Source organism: Streptomyces sp. NPDC006261, assembly GCF_040613515.1.
In the GTDB taxonomy this organism is placed as follows: domain Bacteria; phylum Actinomycetota; class Actinomycetes; order Streptomycetales; family Streptomycetaceae; genus Streptomyces.
The window spans coordinates 100,337-116,950 of the sequence record NZ_JBEXSI010000001.1 but is presented as its reverse complement, the minus strand read 5'-3'; the positions used below and the strand labels follow the sequence as shown (position 1 = coordinate 116,950).

The 16,614-nt window shown below is 72.1% G+C and carries 18 protein-coding genes and 1 pseudogene; 13 read left to right on the top strand and 6 right to left on the bottom strand.

Annotated elements, in window-relative coordinates:
* Positions 1-196 precede the first annotated feature (196 nt).
* The 3 genes from ABZ154_RS00575 (at position 197) to ABZ154_RS00565 (ending at position 1,838) form a co-directional block, all read left to right on the top strand.
* The gene (locus ABZ154_RS00575; protein ID WP_356827626.1) at positions 197-718 is read left to right on the top strand and encodes a DUF6325 family protein; all 522 of its coding nucleotides are present in this window, start codon (positions 197-199) and stop codon (positions 716-718) included.
* A 69-nt stretch (positions 719-787) separates the two neighbouring features.
* A complete protein-coding gene (locus ABZ154_RS00570; protein ID WP_356827624.1) occupies positions 788-1,585 on the top strand; it encodes a tyrosine-protein phosphatase in 798 nt (265 codons plus the stop codon).
* Between the two features lie 97 nt (positions 1,586-1,682).
* The gene (locus tag ABZ154_RS00565; RefSeq protein ID WP_356827622.1) at positions 1,683-1,838 is read left to right on the top strand and encodes a hypothetical protein; all 156 of its coding nucleotides are present in this window, start codon (positions 1,683-1,685) and stop codon (positions 1,836-1,838) included.
* 90 nt (positions 1,839-1,928) lie between these two features.
* Here the strand turns inward: ABZ154_RS00565 and ABZ154_RS00560 are convergent, their stop codons facing one another.
* Together ABZ154_RS00560 and ABZ154_RS00555 are read right to left on the bottom strand one after the other, a co-directional pair.
* The gene (locus tag ABZ154_RS00560; RefSeq protein ID WP_356827620.1) at positions 1,929-2,519 is read right to left on the bottom strand and encodes a hypothetical protein; all 591 of its coding nucleotides are present in this window, start codon (positions 2,517-2,519) and stop codon (positions 1,929-1,931) included.
* Positions 2,516-3,100: a hypothetical protein gene (locus tag ABZ154_RS00555; protein ID WP_356827618.1), complete on the bottom strand. Its 585-nt coding sequence runs from the start codon at positions 3,098-3,100 to the stop codon at positions 2,516-2,518. The genes ABZ154_RS00560 and ABZ154_RS00555 overlap by 4 nt, the downstream gene beginning before the upstream one ends.
* Positions 3,101-3,301: 201 nt before the next feature.
* On the opposite strand from ABZ154_RS00555, the gene ABZ154_RS00550 reads away from it, so the two are divergent.
* Positions 3,302-3,796 (top strand): GNAT family N-acetyltransferase, encoded by a 495-nt coding sequence (locus ABZ154_RS00550; RefSeq protein ID WP_356827616.1) that lies wholly within the window; start codon positions 3,302-3,304, stop codon positions 3,794-3,796.
* 10 nt (positions 3,797-3,806) lie between these two features.
* Here the strand turns inward: ABZ154_RS00550 and ABZ154_RS00545 are convergent, their stop codons facing one another.
* The gene (locus tag ABZ154_RS00545) at positions 3,807-4,187 is read right to left on the bottom strand and encodes a VOC family protein (protein WP_356827614.1); all 381 of its coding nucleotides are present in this window, start codon (positions 4,185-4,187) and stop codon (positions 3,807-3,809) included.
* Positions 4,188-4,414: 227 nt separating this feature from the next.
* Here ABZ154_RS00545 and ABZ154_RS00540 point away from each other — a divergent pair, with 227 nt between their 5' ends.
* Positions 4,415-4,999 (top strand): DUF6328 family protein, encoded by a 585-nt coding sequence (locus ABZ154_RS00540; protein ID WP_356827612.1) that lies wholly within the window; start codon positions 4,415-4,417, stop codon positions 4,997-4,999.
* 5 nt (positions 5,000-5,004) lie between these two features.
* Here the strand turns inward: ABZ154_RS00540 and ABZ154_RS00535 are convergent, their stop codons facing one another.
* The 3 genes and pseudogenes from ABZ154_RS00535 to ABZ154_RS00525 form a co-directional block, all read right to left on the bottom strand.
* Positions 5,005-5,829 carry a VOC family protein gene (locus tag ABZ154_RS00535; RefSeq protein WP_356827610.1) on the bottom strand — a complete coding sequence of 275 codons (825 nt, stop codon included), beginning with the start codon at positions 5,827-5,829 and terminating at the stop codon, positions 5,005-5,007.
* A 134-nt stretch (positions 5,830-5,963) separates the two neighbouring features.
* Positions 5,964-6,209 (bottom strand): annotated as a pseudogene (locus ABZ154_RS00530) (cation transporter); the annotation flags it as partial.
* A gap of 54 nt (positions 6,210-6,263) precedes the next feature.
* A complete protein-coding gene (locus tag ABZ154_RS00525) occupies positions 6,264-6,620 on the bottom strand; it encodes a DUF6479 family protein (RefSeq protein ID WP_356827608.1) in 357 nt (118 codons plus the stop codon).
* 88 nt (positions 6,621-6,708) lie between these two features.
* On the opposite strand from ABZ154_RS00525, the gene ABZ154_RS00520 reads away from it, so the two are divergent.
* From ABZ154_RS00520 to ABZ154_RS00485, 8 genes are all read left to right on the top strand, one after another.
* The gene (locus tag ABZ154_RS00520) at positions 6,709-7,674 is read left to right on the top strand and encodes an LLM class F420-dependent oxidoreductase (protein WP_356827606.1); all 966 of its coding nucleotides are present in this window, start codon (positions 6,709-6,711) and stop codon (positions 7,672-7,674) included.
* A gap of 89 nt (positions 7,675-7,763) precedes the next feature.
* Complete coding sequence (locus ABZ154_RS00515) at positions 7,764-8,153, top strand: hypothetical protein (protein ID WP_356827604.1); 390 nt, start codon at positions 7,764-7,766, stop codon at positions 8,151-8,153.
* Positions 8,154-8,240: 87 nt separating this feature from the next.
* On the top strand, positions 8,241-8,804 hold the full coding sequence (locus ABZ154_RS00510) for a 2Fe-2S iron-sulfur cluster-binding protein (RefSeq protein WP_356827602.1): 564 nt from the start codon (positions 8,241-8,243) through the stop codon (positions 8,802-8,804).
* The gene (locus ABZ154_RS00505; protein WP_356827600.1) at positions 8,801-9,811 is read left to right on the top strand and encodes a xanthine dehydrogenase family protein subunit M; all 1,011 of its coding nucleotides are present in this window, start codon (positions 8,801-8,803) and stop codon (positions 9,809-9,811) included. Before ABZ154_RS00510 ends, ABZ154_RS00505 begins: the two co-directional genes overlap by 4 nt.
* 37 nt (positions 9,812-9,848) lie before the next feature.
* The gene (locus ABZ154_RS00500) at positions 9,849-11,945 is read left to right on the top strand and encodes a xanthine dehydrogenase family protein molybdopterin-binding subunit (RefSeq protein ID WP_356827598.1); all 2,097 of its coding nucleotides are present in this window, start codon (positions 9,849-9,851) and stop codon (positions 11,943-11,945) included.
* Between the two features lie 179 nt (positions 11,946-12,124).
* The gene (locus tag ABZ154_RS00495; protein ID WP_356827596.1) at positions 12,125-12,583 is read left to right on the top strand and encodes an ATP-binding protein; all 459 of its coding nucleotides are present in this window, start codon (positions 12,125-12,127) and stop codon (positions 12,581-12,583) included.
* Positions 12,584-12,747: 164 nt separating this feature from the next.
* A complete protein-coding gene (locus tag ABZ154_RS00490; RefSeq protein ID WP_356827594.1) occupies positions 12,748-14,160 on the top strand; it encodes an NADP-dependent succinic semialdehyde dehydrogenase in 1,413 nt (470 codons plus the stop codon).
* Positions 14,161-14,221: 61 nt separating this feature from the next.
* Positions 14,222-16,600: a phosphoketolase family protein gene (locus ABZ154_RS00485; RefSeq protein ID WP_356827592.1), complete on the top strand. Its 2,379-nt coding sequence runs from the start codon at positions 14,222-14,224 to the stop codon at positions 16,598-16,600.
* Positions 16,601-16,614 lie beyond the last annotated feature (14 nt).

Sequence of the window (16,614 nt, the reverse complement as noted above, 5' to 3'; positions counted from 1 at the left end):
ACGGGAAGCCGTAACGGGCCGGAGCGACAGGAGGCCATAACGGGCCGGGTGCAACACGGCCATGCTCGACAACGGGGTGAATTAGACAGTTGATGCATATTATGTGCGAAGTTTTCCGGTTTCTTATGTAATCCCTTGAATGCCCGTATCCACCCCGGAGCCCTCGCGGCCGCCGGGATGCGGAGAGGACGCGACCGTGGCCGTCGGACCTGTGGAACACCTCGTCATCGCCTTCCCCGGCAGCGGCTTCCCAGGGGCCGTCGTGCCCGTCCTCGCCGATGCCGTGGCGTCCGGTGCCGTACGCGCCGGAGACCTGGCCTTCGTCCGTCGCGCCGAAGGTGGTGCGCTGGCCCCCGTGGAGCTGACGGAGCTCGACCCGGAGGGGGCGGTTCCGATCGACGGGGCGGAGAGCGGGGCGGCCGTATCGCTGAGTGCCGGGAACGTGGAGGTGCTGGAGCGGAGCGTGCCGAAGGGCGGGACGGTCGCCCTCGTCGTCCGGGAGGACCTGTGGACCTCGCAGCTCGCCCGCGCCTTCCGGGAGGCGGGCGGCACCTTCGTCACCCACGAGCGCTTCGGCGCGACCGGGTCGGACGCGGACGAGGCGGGGGAGGGGGACGACATCATCACCCGGCTGGAGCGGCTCGCCGAGCTGTGGCGACGGGACGTGCTCACGGACGCCGAGTTCGCGGAGCAGAAGGCGCATCTGCTGGCGGACTGAGTTCCGGCCGGTGGGTCGTTGGGCCGAGGGAGCCCCAGGCGTTCTCATCAGGGAAAGAGGCAGTTCATCGTGCAGACCGCCCGGACCGTTCCGGCCGCCACCGTTGTCAATCTGCGCGACCTGGGGGGCATCGCCCTGGGCCGTGACCGCAGGGTGCGGCAAGGTGTCCTGTTCCGTTCGGGGCAGCTGAGCGACCTGGAGCCGGACCGCGACCGGGCGGTGGCCGCGCTCGGTGTCCGTACGGTCGTCGACCTGCGCACCGCCGACGAACGGCAGTGGTCCCCGGACCGGCTCCCGGACCGGGCCCGGCTCTTCGTCGCCGACGTCCTCGGCGACCACCCGGGCGTGGCGCCGGCCAGACTCAAGGCGCTGCTCGCCGATCCGGACGAGGCGGAACGCGCGCTGGGCGGCGGCCGGGCCGAGGAACTGTTCGCCGAGACCTACCGCAAGATGGTGCTCTCGCCCGGCGCTGCGGCCGCCTACCGGGCCTTCCTGGAGACCGCCGCGGACCCCGGTGCGCGGCCGGTGCTCTTCCACTGCACGGCCGGCAAGGACCGTACCGGCTGGGCGGCGGCCGTCCTGCTGATGATCCTGGGGGCCTCCCGGGAGACCGTGCGGCGGGACTTCCTCGCGGTGAACCCCGCCGTACGGGCCGCTTTCGCGCCGTACGTCCAGAAGTTCCTGGACGGCGGCGGCGATCCGGCCGTCGCGGCGGCGATCGTCGAGGTGCGCCCCCGCTACCTCGACACGGCGCTCGACGCGATGGACGAGCGGTGGGGCGGCCTCGACGGGTACGTACGCACCGGTCTGCGCATCCCTGGTCCCGCGCTGGAGCGGCTGCGTGAGGGGCTGGTGATCACCGGCTGAGCCTCGGTGCGATGGGGTCCCGGCACGACAGTAATGCGAATACCCCCTGGGGGTATGCTGGCCGGTATCGTAATCCATCGTCCGCTGGGGGACAGTCATGAACACCGGACTGAGAATCGCGGCCTTCGTCGCCGCGGTCGCCGCCGTCTTCGCCATCGCCTTCGGTGTCGGCAGGGTGGCGGGGCCGGACCCGGAGCCCACTCCCGGGCCCTCCACCCATCAGGGGGAGAGCCACGGAGAGCGAGCGCCGTGAGGGCGGGGGGCAGCACACCGCGAGGGCCGGTACCACCGACATGTATCGGTGGGACCGGCCCTCGCGGTGGTGGCGCCGTGCGGTCGCCGTTCAGAGTCGGACGAGACGTTCCGTCAGATCGCGGTAGTGCTGGAGGGCGATACGCAGATCCTCCGTACCCGCCTCGGACCGCTCGCCGTCGCGGTCGGTGCGCAGCAGCCGGGACCGTTCGGTCAAGGCCTGCGTGAGCTCGGCGACGACCTCGTCGAAGGTCGCGTCGGCCTCCTGTACCGCCTGGCGCGGGTTCTCCACGAAGCCGGCCACCGCCTGGTGGATGCGGGCGTCGAACTTCTCCCGCTTCTCGGGGGCGAACAGGGGGCGGCCGTTGTCCTTCGCCGTGTCCGTGTCCGTGTCGTGCGAGTGGGAGGGGGAGGGGGGCGTCGTCCGGCCGGTCTGCCGGCCCGTGTCCGTACGGGCGGAGTCGGTGAGCGTCCCGTCGGCGTGGTCCTGGCCGGCGGCCGGGGCGGACGCACGGTGGTTGCCGGCGGCCGTCGGCGGGGACTCGGAGGGTTTGGCGGCCGTCGGCGGTACGGGCGTACCGAGAGCGTTGCCGGGAGGCGTCACCGGCGGGACACGCTCGGACCCGGTCGACGGTGTGGGCCTGTTCGGCGTGTTGCCGGTGCCGCTCGGAGTCTGCGTCATGATGTGCTCCGTCCCTTCGTGAGCTGTCGGTTGCCGTGGTCGCGGGTCGCCGGGCCGTCCTCGAGGAGGGCGTCGAAGAGGCCGCGGGCCTCGACGAATGCCTCGCGCATCTCCTCGGTGCCGGTGCCGTCGTTCCGCGCGATGTGCACCCTGCGGTAGCCGTCGACATGGTGGGCGTGGTGGACGGAGAGGGCGGCGGTGCGGTCCTCGAAGCTCTCACCGGCCGGGAAGCCCCGGTCGCGGGAGAGGTCGGTCAGCAGCGCGTCGGCCTCGGCGAGCGCCTGCTGCGGCGACTCGACGAACTGCTCCTGGGTGCGGGCCCAGCGGGCGGTGTAGTCCGCGCGGGCCGCCTCGGTCAGCGGCCGCTTCTCCAGGTCGCCGTGGAGCTTCACCCGCTCGCCTAGCTCCTGCTCGGCCGCCTTGGTGTCGCCGCCGTGCCGGGCGACCACCCGGTCGTACTCGGGGCCGAAGCGGCTGCGCAGGCTCCGGCCTCCGCCGGCGGAACCTCCGCGTACCAGGAAGAAGTAGACGGCGGCGGCCACCACGAGGGCCACGGCGATGATGATGATCACTGTTGTCACGGTTACCGCCCCCACCGCTCATCGGCCGGTACGCAGCTTCGTTGTCGCACAGTGGTCAACCCCTTTCGGTCCGGGCCCGGCGGAACAACCACCGGGCGTCGTGCAGGAGTCCGTGTACCCACGAACGGCCGTTCATGCGTTCGAGGCCCTTGGGAGCGCTGTGTGTACGGTGCATGTGCCGTCGTGCGTAATACTCGGCGTATGAGGTCAGGCGTTACGCACTCCGGCCGCGGCCCGCATCAACCGGACCTCCTGATCCGCCGGGCCGCGGCGCGTGACGCCCGAAGGCTCACCCGGCTGGTGCGGACCTCACGCGCCTACGAGGGTCCGTACGCCCCGATGGTCGCCGGCTACCGCGTCGGACCGGACTACATCGAGGCGCACCAGGTCTTCGTCGCCGCCGGCCGCGCCGACGACCTGGTCCTCGGCTTCTACGCGCTGATCCTCCAGCCACCCGAGCTCGACCTGATGTTCGTCGCCGACGCGGCGCAGGGGCTCGGCATCGGGCGGCTGCTCATCGGCCATCTGCGCGAGGAGGCACGGCGGGCGGGCCTCACCGGTGTACGGATCGTGGCGCACCCGCCCGCCGAGGGTTTCTACCGGAATGTGGGCGCGGAACCCACCGGCACCGTCCGTGCGAACCCACCCGCGGTGATGTGGGACCGCCCCGAGCTCCTGCTTCCCGTGGGGTGCTGAACGCCCGCGCTCAGCCGCCGTAGGGACGGGTGATGAGCTCCATGCCGTGACCGCTCGGATCCGGGAAGTAGACACCCCGGCCGCCGTCGTTGTGGTTGATCTCGCCCGGGAGCTTCAGATGCGGATCGGCGTAGTACGCGATCCCCAGCTCCTGGATCCTGCCGAACGCCGTGTCGAACTCCGCCTCCGAGATGAGGAAGGCGTAGTGCTGCGGGGTGATCGACTCTTCGGGAATCGCCGCGAAATCCAGGGTGACGCCGTTCGCGAGGACGACGGGGACGAACGGGCCCCATTCCGGTCCGACTTCCAGGCCCAGCAGATCCGCCAGGAATGCGGCGGACTCGCGGTGGTCGCGGGAATGAATGATGGTGTGGTTCAACTCGACCGACACGGTGGAATGCCTCCACAGGCATCTCACGGGCTACCTCCACGCCTCACCCGGCCGGTGACCGACGCGCGATGCCGTGAGCGCGATCTTAGACGAACGGGGTGATGCGGTCGAGCGGGAAGTGCGGGCCTCACCCGCGGGATTGAGCCCGTGAGGCCGGGGCACCTGTAGTCCCGAATCGAATGGGTGTGTCAGTGCTCCCGGTCCCGTCGAAGTCGAGGAGAGTGCCCGTGTCAACGACCAACGGCAGAGGCCGCAAGGAGACCGAGGAGGAGCGGGCGGACCGGCGGTGGTCCGAACTGCTCCAGGAACTGCGCGTCGCCCAGACCGGGGTCCAGATCCTTTTCGGCTTTCTCCTCGCCGTGGTGTTCCAGCCGAGGTTCACCGCCCTTTCGGAGGTGGACCGCGACATCTACGTCGTCACGGTGGTGCTCGGCTCGGCGACCGTTGCCGCGCTCATCGGCCCCGTCACCTACCACCGACTGCTCACCGGCCGCCGGCTGAAGCCGGAGACGGTCATCTGGGCCTCACGCATGACCGTGGTCGGGCTCGTGCTGCTGTTCCTGACGATGTGCTCGGCCCTGCTGCTGATCATGCGGGTCGCCCTCCACAACATGTTCGCCCTCTGGTTGGTCGGCGGGATAGCGCTGTGGTTCTTGGCCTGCTGGTTCGTCTTTCCCCTCTGGGCTCTGGCCCGCGGCCGCTCCGGCCCGCGCACGGACGAGGAGCCTGCCGAAGGCCCGTCCGCCGGCACGAAGGACACCGAGGGCACGAAGGACACCGAGGGCACGAAGGACACCGGCACGAAGGACTGAGCGGCTCAGCTCTCCCGGCCCACCGGGCCGCGCATGTCGGTCACCGTGAACAGTGCGCCGTCCGGGTCCCGCAGGGTGGCTTCCCTGCCGCCGAGGACGGACCGCTCCTCGACGAGGGAGCCGCCCTGCCGTCCCGCCGCCGCCACCGTCACGGGGACGTCGTCCACCGGGAACTGCACCTGCCAGTGCGGGCGCACCAGCGGATCGACGGCAGCCTCCACCGCCCCGGAGCTGATCCGGGCCAGCGGCCGCCGCTCGCACCGCACGATGACCTCGTCACCCTCGTACGCGACGTCACAACATCCGGGACGTCCGCTCGCCCAGTCGAGTACCTCGCCGTAGAAGATCGCCGCGTCGAAGGCGTCGCGGGTCCGCAGGCGCAGCCAGGCGTGCGCGTGGCCGTCGGGGGCCGGCGGGGAGGCGGCGGGCTCGGTGCGCTCCCAGAGGCCGAACGCGGCACCGTCCCGGTCCGACGCCAGTACGCCGCGGCCCTTGCCGAGCGTCAGCGGACCCACCGCCACCGTGCCGCTGCGCTCCCGGACCCGGGCGGCGGCCACATCGGCGTCCGCCACCGCGAAGTACGGCGTCCACGCCACCGCGACCTGGAACGCGGTCGACACGGCGTAGATGCCCGCGACCGGGATGTCGCCACGCCGGGCCACGGAGAACTCCGCGCCGAGCTGTCCCGGGCGGAAAGACCAGCCCAGGACCCCGGTGTAGAACCGCTGGGCGGCCTGAAGGTCCCGGGTCATCAGGGTGACCCAGCACGGCGCGGCGGGGCCCGTCAGGGGCGCCGCCGAGGGGGCCGTACGGGGATCGCTTCCGGTCATGGTCCACTGCCTTCTCACGGGTGTGCGGCGCGAGGGCGGCCGCTGCGGTCCAGCACCCACCTTCGGCCGACCCGTGCGGCGGCGCAACGCGGGCCGCGCCCAGGGCCCGATGCGCGGCGGAGCGTGAGCGCCCGGAAGAAGCGTTCCTTGCCGTAGCCGAACGGGTGACGGGCATCTGCGGGGCGGCGGCTGCGCCGGAGGGCGGCGAGCGGGAAGATCTCGTTGAGAGTGTCGGCGACCGGGTAGGCCGCCTCGGGCCGCTGAGCGGGTGAGCCGGAGAACAGCCCGCCCACGGTCCCGGCCGCCGCGATCACCAGGTTGGCCGCGAGCGCGACCAGGACCGTGACGCGCGTTCGTCGGTCGGCGGCCGGCCGGTTCATCACCACCTCGGTGACGAGGGGCCGGAGGACCCGCCTCTGATAAGGGGAAAAGGGTCAGCTGCGCGGGGGATCCCGGTCGGTGCGGGGGCCGTCCGCGTCGGGCGGGATCGGCGCGTTGCCGTGGTCGTCGAGCTGGTGCGGATTGAGGGCGCTGCCGTCGTCGGGGAAGCGGTCGGAGGCGTGCGGGTCGTGCGTTTCGATGTGGGTGCGCCCCTCCGGCTGCTGCGGCTGCTCGTCGGGGCGCGGCGGGGGCAGTTCGGCGTCCCTCTTGCGCTTGCCCAGCAGGAAACCGCCGATCAGCAGCCCCACCACGGCGAGCGCGGCGAGGGGGAAGATGACGGCCGCCAGCGCGCCCGTGCCGTCGGCGAGAAGGGCGGCCAGTGATTGCGTGGCTCCGTTCGATACGTCCATGGTTGCCGCATACCCCGGGAGGAGGGAGCCAGTCGGCTGTTCACATCAATTCATGTTTTATGAGGATCTCAGGGGAAAAGCGTTTCGCATGGTGCGAATCGGCTACACGATGATGACCGAACAGTCCGGACCCCGAGAGCTCGTACGGGACGTGGTGGCCGCGGAAAAGGCGGGATTCGACTTCTCCGTCACCTCCGACCACTACTTCCCCTGGCTCCGGGAACAGGGGCACGCCCCGTACGCCTGGGCGGTCCTCGGCGCGGCCGCGCAGGCCACCGAGCGCATCGGCCTGATGACGTACGTGACCTGTCCGACCATCCGCTACCACCCCGCCGTCGTCGCCCAGAAGGCGGCGACGCTGCAGATCCTCGCCGAGGGCCGGTTCCGGCTGGGCCTCGGCTCCGGCGAGAACCTCAACGAACACGTCGTCGGCGGGGGATGGCCCGCCGCCCACGTACGGCTGGAGATGCTCGAAGAGGCCGTGGAGATCATCGGTGCCCTCTTCGACGGCGGTGACGTCAGCCACCACGGCACCCACTTCGACGTGGAGAACGCGCGGCTCTGGGACCTGCCCGAGACCCGGGTGCCCATCGGTGTCGCGGTCTCCGGCCCGGCCTCCTGCGCGCTCGCCGGCCGCGGCGCCGACCTGGTGATCGCGACCGAGCCCAAGAGCGGACTGCTGGACGACTTCGACCGGCACGGGGGCACGGGCAAGCCCCGGGTGGGCCAGCTGCCCGTCTGCTACGACCCCGACCGCGACGCGGCCGTCGCCCGCGCCCACGAACAGTTCCGATGGTCGGTCGGCGGCTGGAAGGTCAACTCCGAACTCCCCGGACCGGCGAGTTTCGCCCAGGCCACCGAACCCGTCCGCAAGGAGGACATCGCGTCGGCCATTCCGTGCGGACAGGACGTCGACGCGTTCGTCGACGCGGTGCGCGCCTACAGCGACGCGGGATTCACCGAGATCGCACTGGTCCAGGTCGGCGGGGAACACCAGCAGTCCTTCATCTCGTGGGCGGAGAAGTCCCTCCTGCCCGCTCTGCGGGAGCTCTAGCCCTCTTCGGCCCTCCCGTGTCGCCGTCGGCCCGGCGCGGGGTGAGCCTGGAGTGGACCCGAAGGCCGGCACCCGACGGAAGGAACCCCGTGAACAGCACCCCCGAACGAAGCGGCGACGACTCCACGGCCGGCCAGGAGGTGCTGGTGTCGCTGAGCCGGTGCGACCTCGCGGACGCGCGGAGCGTGTTCGGCGTGCTCGGCAGCGCCTTCGACTCCGACCGGGACGCGGGCGACGAACCCGAGGCGACGAGCGGCCCCCGCCCGACCGTCTGGGTCACCACCGTCGACGTGTCCGATCCGAAGGCCGCCGCCGAACCCGTGACGCTGACCGCCCCGGTCACGCTGGACGCCCAGGGCGGCTACTGGGCCGTCGACCGGCTGCGGGACCACCTCACCGGCGCGTTCGCCGTCCGCGTCGTCGGTACGGCGGCGGGGGACCAGGAGCAGGAGGTGAGGCTGCGCCTGGACAACCGCTGACACGCTCGGCGGCTCCCACGGAAGCCGCGTCCGCCGAAGAGCCTGTGAACAGGGCCGACAGCAGCCCGAAGTGAAAGGTGTTCGAGGATGGATTCCCTCGCCCTGGAAGCGGTCACCGCACCGGAACCGGTCACCGACGTACGTTCCGCCGTGACCCTCTATGTCAACGGGGAAGAGACCGAGGTGACACTCGACCACCGCACCACGGTCCTGGACCTGCTGCGGGAACAGCTCGGCCTGACCGGCGCCAAGAAGGGCTGCGATCACGGCCAGTGCGGAGCCTGCACGGTCCTCGTGGACGGGCGCCGCGCCAACAGCTGCCTGCTGCTCGCCGTCGCCCAGGACGGCTCGGCGATCACCACGGTGGAGGGTCTCGCCGACGGCGACACCCTCCACCCCCTGCAGGAGGCGTTCGTCGAACGCGACGCCCTGCAGTGCGGCTACTGCACCCCCGGGCAGATCTGTTCGGCCGTCGGCATGCTCAAGGAGGCCGCCGACGGCCACCCGTCGCACGCCACTCCGCCGGACGCCCTGACCGCCGACCCCGCCCCCCTCGACGCGGAGGAGATCCGCGAGCGGATGAGCGGCAACCTGTGCCGGTGCGGGGCCTACCCCCGGATCGTCGAAGCCATCGAGGACGTGACACCGTGAAACCGTTCGGCTATCAGCGACCCACCACCACCGCCGAAGCCGTACGGCTTTGCGCGGAGGGAGCCGGAGCCCGGTTCCTGGGCGGCGGCACCAACCTCGTCGACCTCATGAAACTCGGGGTCGAGGAACCGGGCCTCCTCATCGACGTCACCAAGCTGCCCCTGGACCGGGTGGCCCCGGCCCCGGACGGCGGCCTGCGGATCGGCGCCACGGTACGCAACAGCCACCTCGCCGCCCACCCCGACGTACGCCGCGACTACCCGGCCCTCTCGCAGGCGCTGCTCGCCGGGGCCTCGGGACAGCTCCGCAACACCGCCACCACCGGAGGCAACCTCCTCCAGCGCACCCGCTGCCCCTACTTCCAGGACGTCTCCAAGCCCTGCAACAAGCGGCTCCCCGGCTCCGGCTGCCCCGCCCGCGAAGGCTCCCACCGCGATCTCGCGGTCCTCGGTCACTCGGCAGAGTGCGTGGCCACGAACCCCTCCGACATGGCCGTGGCCCTCGCCGCGCTCGACGCGAGTGTGGTGCTGCTGGGGCCCGAGGGCGAACGGGCCGTCCCCGCCGCCGAGTTCCACCGGCTGCCGGGGGAGAACCCCGACCAGGACACCGTGATCAGGCCCGGCGAGCTGATCACCGAGGTGGTGCTCCCGCCGCCCGCCCCGGGTACGGTCTCCCGCTACCGCAAGGCCCGCGACCGCGCCAGCTACGCATTCGCCCTGGTCTCCGTCGCCGCCACCCTCCAGGTGGAGGCCGGCCGCGTGGAACGGGCCACACTCGCGTTCGGCGGTGTCGCCCACCGGCCGTGGCGCGCCCGCAGGGCCGAGGCCGAACTGCTCGGCGCGCCCGCCACCCCCGCCGCCTTCCAGCACGCCCTGATCGCCGAACTGGCCCAGGCGCGGCCCCTGCGCGACAACGCCTTCAAGGTGGACCTCGTCCGCCGCGTCGCCCAGGACGTCCTCGGCGAACTCAGCGACCCGCAAGGCTCCGAGGCCGACCCGGCCACCTGACTCCCACCCCCGCCCACCGACCGGAGGCCCCGCCGCCATGCCCCACGCCCCGCAGCTCACCGGTGCGCCCGTCGTCCGCAGGGAGGCCCGGGACAAGGTCACCGGCGCCGCCCGGTACGCGGCCGAGCACACCCCGCCCGGCACCCTGTACGCCTGGCCGGTCCCGGCCACCGTCGCCGCCGGCCGGGTCACCGCCGTACGGGCGGTCGACGCGCTCGCCGTCCCCGGCGTCCACACCGTCCTCACCCACGACAACGCGCCGGCCCTCGCCGAACCCGACGACCCGATCCTCGCCGTCCTCCAGAGCGACCGGGTCCCGCACCACGGCTGGCCGATCGCCCTCGTCGTCGCCGATTCCCCCGAGGCCGCCCGGACGGGCGCGGGGCGGCTGCTCGTCGAGTACGAGAGCGACGAGCACGACGTGACCCTCACCGAGGACCACCCGGGCCTCTACACACCCGAGGAGGCCAACGGCGGCTTCCCCGCCGTCCGCAAGCGCGGCGACTTCGAGCGGTCCTTCGCCGCCGCCCCCGTCCAGGTCGACGCCACCTACCGCCTCATCTCGCTCCACAACCATCCCATGGAGCCCCACGCGGCCACCGCGTGGTGGGAGGACGGGCACCTCACCGTCCACGACTCCAGCCAGGGCTCCAACGCCGTGCGCAAGAGCCTGGCCCGGCTCTTCGACCTGGACCCCGCGCACATCACCGTCGTCTCCGAGCACGTCGGGGGCGGCTTCGGCTCCAAGGGCACCCCCCGCCCCCAGGCGGTCCTGGCCGCCATGGCCGCCCGGCACACCGGCCACCCGGTGAAGATGGTGTTCCCCCGCGCGCAGCTTGCGGAGGTCGTCGGCCACCGGGCCCCCACCATCCAGCGGGTGCGCCTCGGCGCAGAGCTCGACGGTGTCCTCCAGGCCGTCTCCCAGGAGGTAGTCACCCACACCTCCACCATCAAGGAATTCGTCGAGCAGGCCGCCGTACCCGCCCGCACGATGTACGGATCCCCGGACAGCACGACCACCCACCGGGTGACCGCCCTCGACGTCCCCAGCCCTTCCTGGATGCGCGCGCCGGGCGAGGCCTCGGGGATGTACGCGCTGGAGTCGGCCATGGACGAACTCGCCTGCGCGCTCGGCATGGACCCCATCGAACTGCGGCTGCGCAACGACCCGGCCACCGAACCGGACAGCGACCGCCCCTTCAGCAGCCGGAACCTGGCCGCCTGCCTGCGCGAGGGCGCGACCCGCTTCGGCTGGCACGGCCGCGATCCCCGGCCCGCCGTCCGCCAGGAGGGCCGGTGGCTCCTCGGTACGGGCGTGGCCTCGGCGACGTACCCCGTCCTCGTCTCCCGGTCCTCCGCCCGCGCCCACGCGGCGGCCGACGGCACCTTGCGGATCGAGGTCAACGCCACCGACATCGGCACCGGCGCCCGGACCGTCCTCGCCCAGATCGCCGCCTCGGCGCTCTCCGTGGACGTGAGCACCGTCGACGTGGCCATCGGCTCCACCGACCTGCCCACCGCCCCCCTCGCCGGCGGCTCCTCCGGCACCGCCTCCTGGGGCTGGGCCGTGCACAAGGCGGCGACCGCCCTGGCCGACCGCCTCGCCGACCACCGGGGCCCGCTGCCCGCCGAGGGGTTCACCACCACCGGCGACACCGAGGAGGAGACCGCCACCGAATCCCCGTACGCCCGGCACGCCTTCGGCGCCCACTTCGCCGAGACGGCCGTCGACTCCGTCACCGGCGAGATCCGGGTGCGCCGGCTCCTCGGCGTGTACGCCGCAGGGAAGATCCTCAACGCCCGCACCGCGCGCTCCCAGTTCACCGGCGGCATGGTCATGGGCATCGGCATGGCGCTGACCGAGGGCTCCGCCGTCGACCCGGTCTTCGGCGACTTCACGGCCAAGGACCTCGCCGCCTACCACGTGCCCGTCCACGCCGACGCCCTCGACATCCAGGCTCACTGGCTCGACGAGGACGACCGCCACCTCAACCCGATGGGCTCCAAGGGCATCGGGGAGATCGGCATCGTCGGCACCGCCGCCGCCATCGGGAACGCGGTCCGCCATGCCACCGGGGCCCGGCTGCGCGAACTGCCGCTCACCCCCGACCGGGTGCTGCCTTACCTCCTGTGACGGCTCCTACGTCGGCCGACCGGCCTTCACCAGCACGAACAGCTCATCTGTTGCGCGGACGGCACACCCGAGTCACCCTGTTGAGTGACCCAGAAGTGATTGGTGCTCACGCTTCGTGTTCGGGGGTCGTCGGTACGACGGGGTGAAGCAGGTGGGCCTCGCGGTGAGGAGCATCGACGATGACCGTTCCACTCGACCGGCACTATTCGGTCGAACTGCAGGTGTCGGCAGAGCGCGTTTCCCAGGTGCGGCGCATCGTCGCCGCGCACCTTCGTCACTGGAGTCTCGAACTCCACGTCCGGCCGGTGTGCCGGGCCATGGACGAACTCCTGACCAATGTCCACCGGCACGTCGGCGACGACAACACGTGCGTCCTCGAACTCCGCTGGACCGGACGGCACGTCACCGTGTCCGTCGCCGACAACAGTGCCCGGATGCCACGGCTGCTGCCGTCCGGCGGCGGACTGAGCCGGGTGATGGCCCTCAGCGACAGCTGGGGAACCTGCCGGACCACGGACGGCAAAGTGGTCTGGTTCACCCGCTACGCCCAGGCGCCGCAGACCGCGCGACTGCTGCCGTACCCGCCCCCGCCCGGCGTGCGCGAGTCGCGCCGCGCCCCGCTCGCGGCGCTCGTGTAGCCGTCCCGCAGCACCCGCACCCAGCACCACAGCCCCGGCCGACGTGGAACGTGCCCCCCGGGCAGGCATGATCCGCGTCGGCCGGGTACGTGCGGGAGGGGCCGCGTTGCGCCCGACCGCGCGGCGCGGCACCGTCGAAGTACCGATGCAAGGAGGCCACTGCCATGCCCATCGCGACGGTCAACCCCGCGAACGGCGAACTGATCAGGTCCTACGACGCCCTCGGCGAGGAGGAGACCGAGCGCAGGATCACCGCAGCCCACACCACCTTCCAGCAGTACCGCACCACCCCCTTCGAGCAGCGCGCCGCCTGGCTGAACCGGGCCGCCGACCTGCTCGACGAGGACCGCGACACCATCGCCCGCACCATGACCCTCGAAATGGGCAAGCCGGTCACCGCGGCCCGTGCCGAGGCGGCCAAGTGCGCCAAGGCGATGCGCTGGTACGCGGCCAACGCCGAGCGCCTGCTCGCGGACGAGCACCCCGACCCCGACGACGTGAGCGACTCCGGCGCCTCCCGCGCCCTGGTCCGCTACCGCCCGCTGGGTGTCGTCCTCGCCGTGATGCCGTGGAACTTCCCGCTCTGGCAGGTGGTCCGCTTCGCCGCCCCGGCGCTCATGGCGGGCAACGTCGGCCTCCTCAAGCACGCGTCGAACGTCCCGCAGACCGCGCTCTACCTGGAGGACCTCTTCCACCGGGCCGGATTCCCGGCAGGCTGCTTCCGTACGCTGCTGATCGGCTCGGGCGCCGTCGACGCCGTCCTGCGCGACCCCCGGGTCGCGGCGGCCACCCTCACCGGCAGCGAACCGGCGGGCCGCGCCGTCGCCTCCACCGCCGGTGACGAGGTCAAGAAGACCGTGCTGGAGCTCGGCGGCAGCGACCCGTACGTCGTGCTGCCCTCGGCCGACGTCGAGAAGGCCGCGGCCACCGCCGTCACGGCGCGCGTCCAGAACAACGGCCAGTCCTGTATCGCGGCCAAGCGGTTCATCGTCCACGCCGACGTGTACGACACGTTCGCCGAGCACTTCACCGCCGGGATGCGCGCCCTCACCGTCGGCGACCCACTGGAGGAGTCCACCGACATCGGGCCGCTCGCCAGCGAACAGGGCCGCAGCGACCTGGAGGAGCTGGTCGACGACGCCGTCGAACGCGGCGCCACCGTCCTCTGCGGCGGCGGCCGGCCCGACAAGCTCGGCGCCGGCCTGGAGAACGGCTGGTTCTACAGCCCGACCGTGCTCGCCGGGATCACCCCCGCCATGCGCATCCACCGTGAGGAGACCTTCGGCCCGGTCGCCACGCTCTACCGGGTCGCCGACCTCGACGAGGCGGTGCACCTGGCCAACGACACGCCTTTCGGGCTCAGTTCCAACGTATGGACGCGGGACGTGGGGGAACAGGAGCGGTGCGCCCGCGATCTGGAGGCGGGCGGGGTCTTCTTCAACGGGATGACCGCCTCGCACCCGGCCCTGCCCTTCGGCGGGATCAAACGCTCCGGTTACGGGCGGGAGCTGGCCGGGCACGGCATCCGCGAGTTCTGCAACGCCACCACGCTCTGGTACGGCCCCGGGAAGGCCTGAGCCCCGGCCTTCCCGAGGACAGCCCCACCCGTGCGCCGTCACCCATGAGGAGACCTGCTCCGTGAGCGACACCCACACCCCGCCCGCCCTGTCCGACGAGGAACTCGCCGCACTGGACGCGCACTGGCGCGCCGCCAACTACCTCGCCGTCGGCCAGATCTACCTGATGGCCAACCCCCTCCTCACCCGGCCCCTCACCCCCGACGACATCAAGCCCCGGCTGCTCGGCCACTGGGGCACCTCGCCTGGGCTCAACCTCGTCCACACCCACCTCAACCGCATCGTCAAGGACCGGGGCATCGAGGCGCTCTGCGTCTGGGGCCCCGGCCACGGCGGCCCGGCGGTCCTCGCCAACGCCTGGCTGGAGGGCAGCTACTCCGAGACCTATCCCGACGTGCCCCGCGACACCGAGGGCATGGGCCGGCTCTTCAAGCAGTTCTCCTTCCCCGGCGGAGTGCCGAGCCATGTGGCGCCGGAGACGCCCGGCTCCATCCACGAGGGCGGCGAACTCGGCTACGCCCTCACCCATGCCTACGGTGCCGCGTTCGACCACCCCGATCTGCTGGTCAGCTGCGTGATCGGCGACGGCGAGGCGGAGACCGGACCGCTCGCCGCTTCCTGGCACGCGAACAAGTTCCTCGACCCGGTCCACGACGGGGCCGTCCTGCCGGTCCTCCACCTCAACGGCTACAAGATCGCCAACCCCACCGTCCTGGCGCGGCTGCCCGAGGACGAAGTCGACCAGCTCCTGCGCGGCTACGGCCACGACCCGCTGTACGTCACCGGCGAAAACCCGGCCACCGTCCACCGGGCCATGGCCGCCGCCATGGACACCGCCGTGGAGCGCATCGCCGCCCACCAGCGCGCGGCCCGCGAGGAAGGGGCCACCGAGCGCCCCCGCTGGCCCATGATCGTCCTGCGCACCCCCAAGGGCTGGACCGGCCCCAACGAGGTCGACGGCCTGCCCGTCGAGAACACCTGGCGCTCCCACCAGGTCCCCCTCTCCGGGGTCCGGGACAACCCCGAGCACCTGCGGCAGCTGGAGGCCTGGCTGCGCTCCTACCGCCCCGAGGAGCTGTTCGACACCGACGGCCGCCCCACCGAGCAGGTTCTCGCCTGTGTCCCCGAGGGGACGGCTCGGCTCGGCTCGACCCCGTACGCCAACGGCGGGCTGCTCCTGCGCGACCTGCCGGTCCCCGCCCTGGAGGACCACGCCGTACGCCTCGACAAGCCGGGCTCCACCTCCCACTCGCCGACCCAGGTGCTCGGCGGACTCCTGGCGGACATCATGGCCGCCACGGCCGAGCGCCGGGACTTCCGGGTGGTCGGCCCCGACGAGACCGCCTCCAACCGGCTCCAGGACCTCTACCGGGCGACCGGCAAGGCCTGGCAGGCGCAGACCCTGCCCACCGACGAACACCTCGCCCGCGACGGCCGGGTGATGGAGGTGCTCTCCGAACACCTCTGCCAGGGCTGGCTGGAGGGGTACCTCCTCACCGGACGCCACGGCCTCTTCTCCAGTTACGAGGCGTTCGCCCACATCGTCGACTCGATGGTCAACCAGCACATCAAGTGGCTGCGCACCTCGCGCCGGCTGCCCTGGCGGCGCCCCATCGCCTCCCTCAACTACCTGCTCACCTCGCACGTCTGGCGCCAGGACCACAACGGCTTCTCGCACCAGGACCCCGGGTTCGTCGACCACATCCTGAACAAGAGCCCCGAGGTCGTACGCGTCTATCTGCCGCCGGACGCCAACACCCTGCTCTCCGTGGCCGACCACGCGCTGCGCAGCCGGGACTACGTCAACGTGATCGTGGCGGGCAAGCAGCCGACCTTCGACTGGCTCACGATGGAGGAGGCCCGCGCCCACTGCGCCCGTGGGGCCGGGGCGTGGGAGTGGGCCGGGACCGAGGACGGCACCCGCGAGCCGGACGTGGTGCTCGGCTGCGCCGGGGACGTCCCCACCCAGGAGGTGCTGGCCGCCGCCGACCTGCTGCGCCGCCATCTGCCGGAGCTGGCCGTGCGGGTGGTCAACGTGGTCGACATCGCCCGGATGCTGCCGAACGAGGAGCATCCGCACGGCATGACGGACGCCGAGTACGACGCCCTGTTCACCCGCGACAAGCCGGTGATCTTCGCCTACCACGGCTATCCGTGGCTGATCCACCGGCTCGCCTACCGCCGGGCCGGCCACGCCGACCTGCATGTGCGCGGCTACAAGGAGGAGGGCACCACCACCACGCCGTTCGACATGGTGGTCCGCAACGACCTGGACCGCTACCGGCTGGTCATGGACGTCATCGACCGGGTGCCGGGGCTCGGCGTCCGCGCCGTCGCCGTACGCCAGGCGATGGCCGATGTGCGCACCCGCCACCACGCCTGGATCCGCGAGCACGGCGTCGACCTGCCCGAGGTGGAGGAGTGGAGCTGGGGCGGCTGAGGGATGCGGGGCGA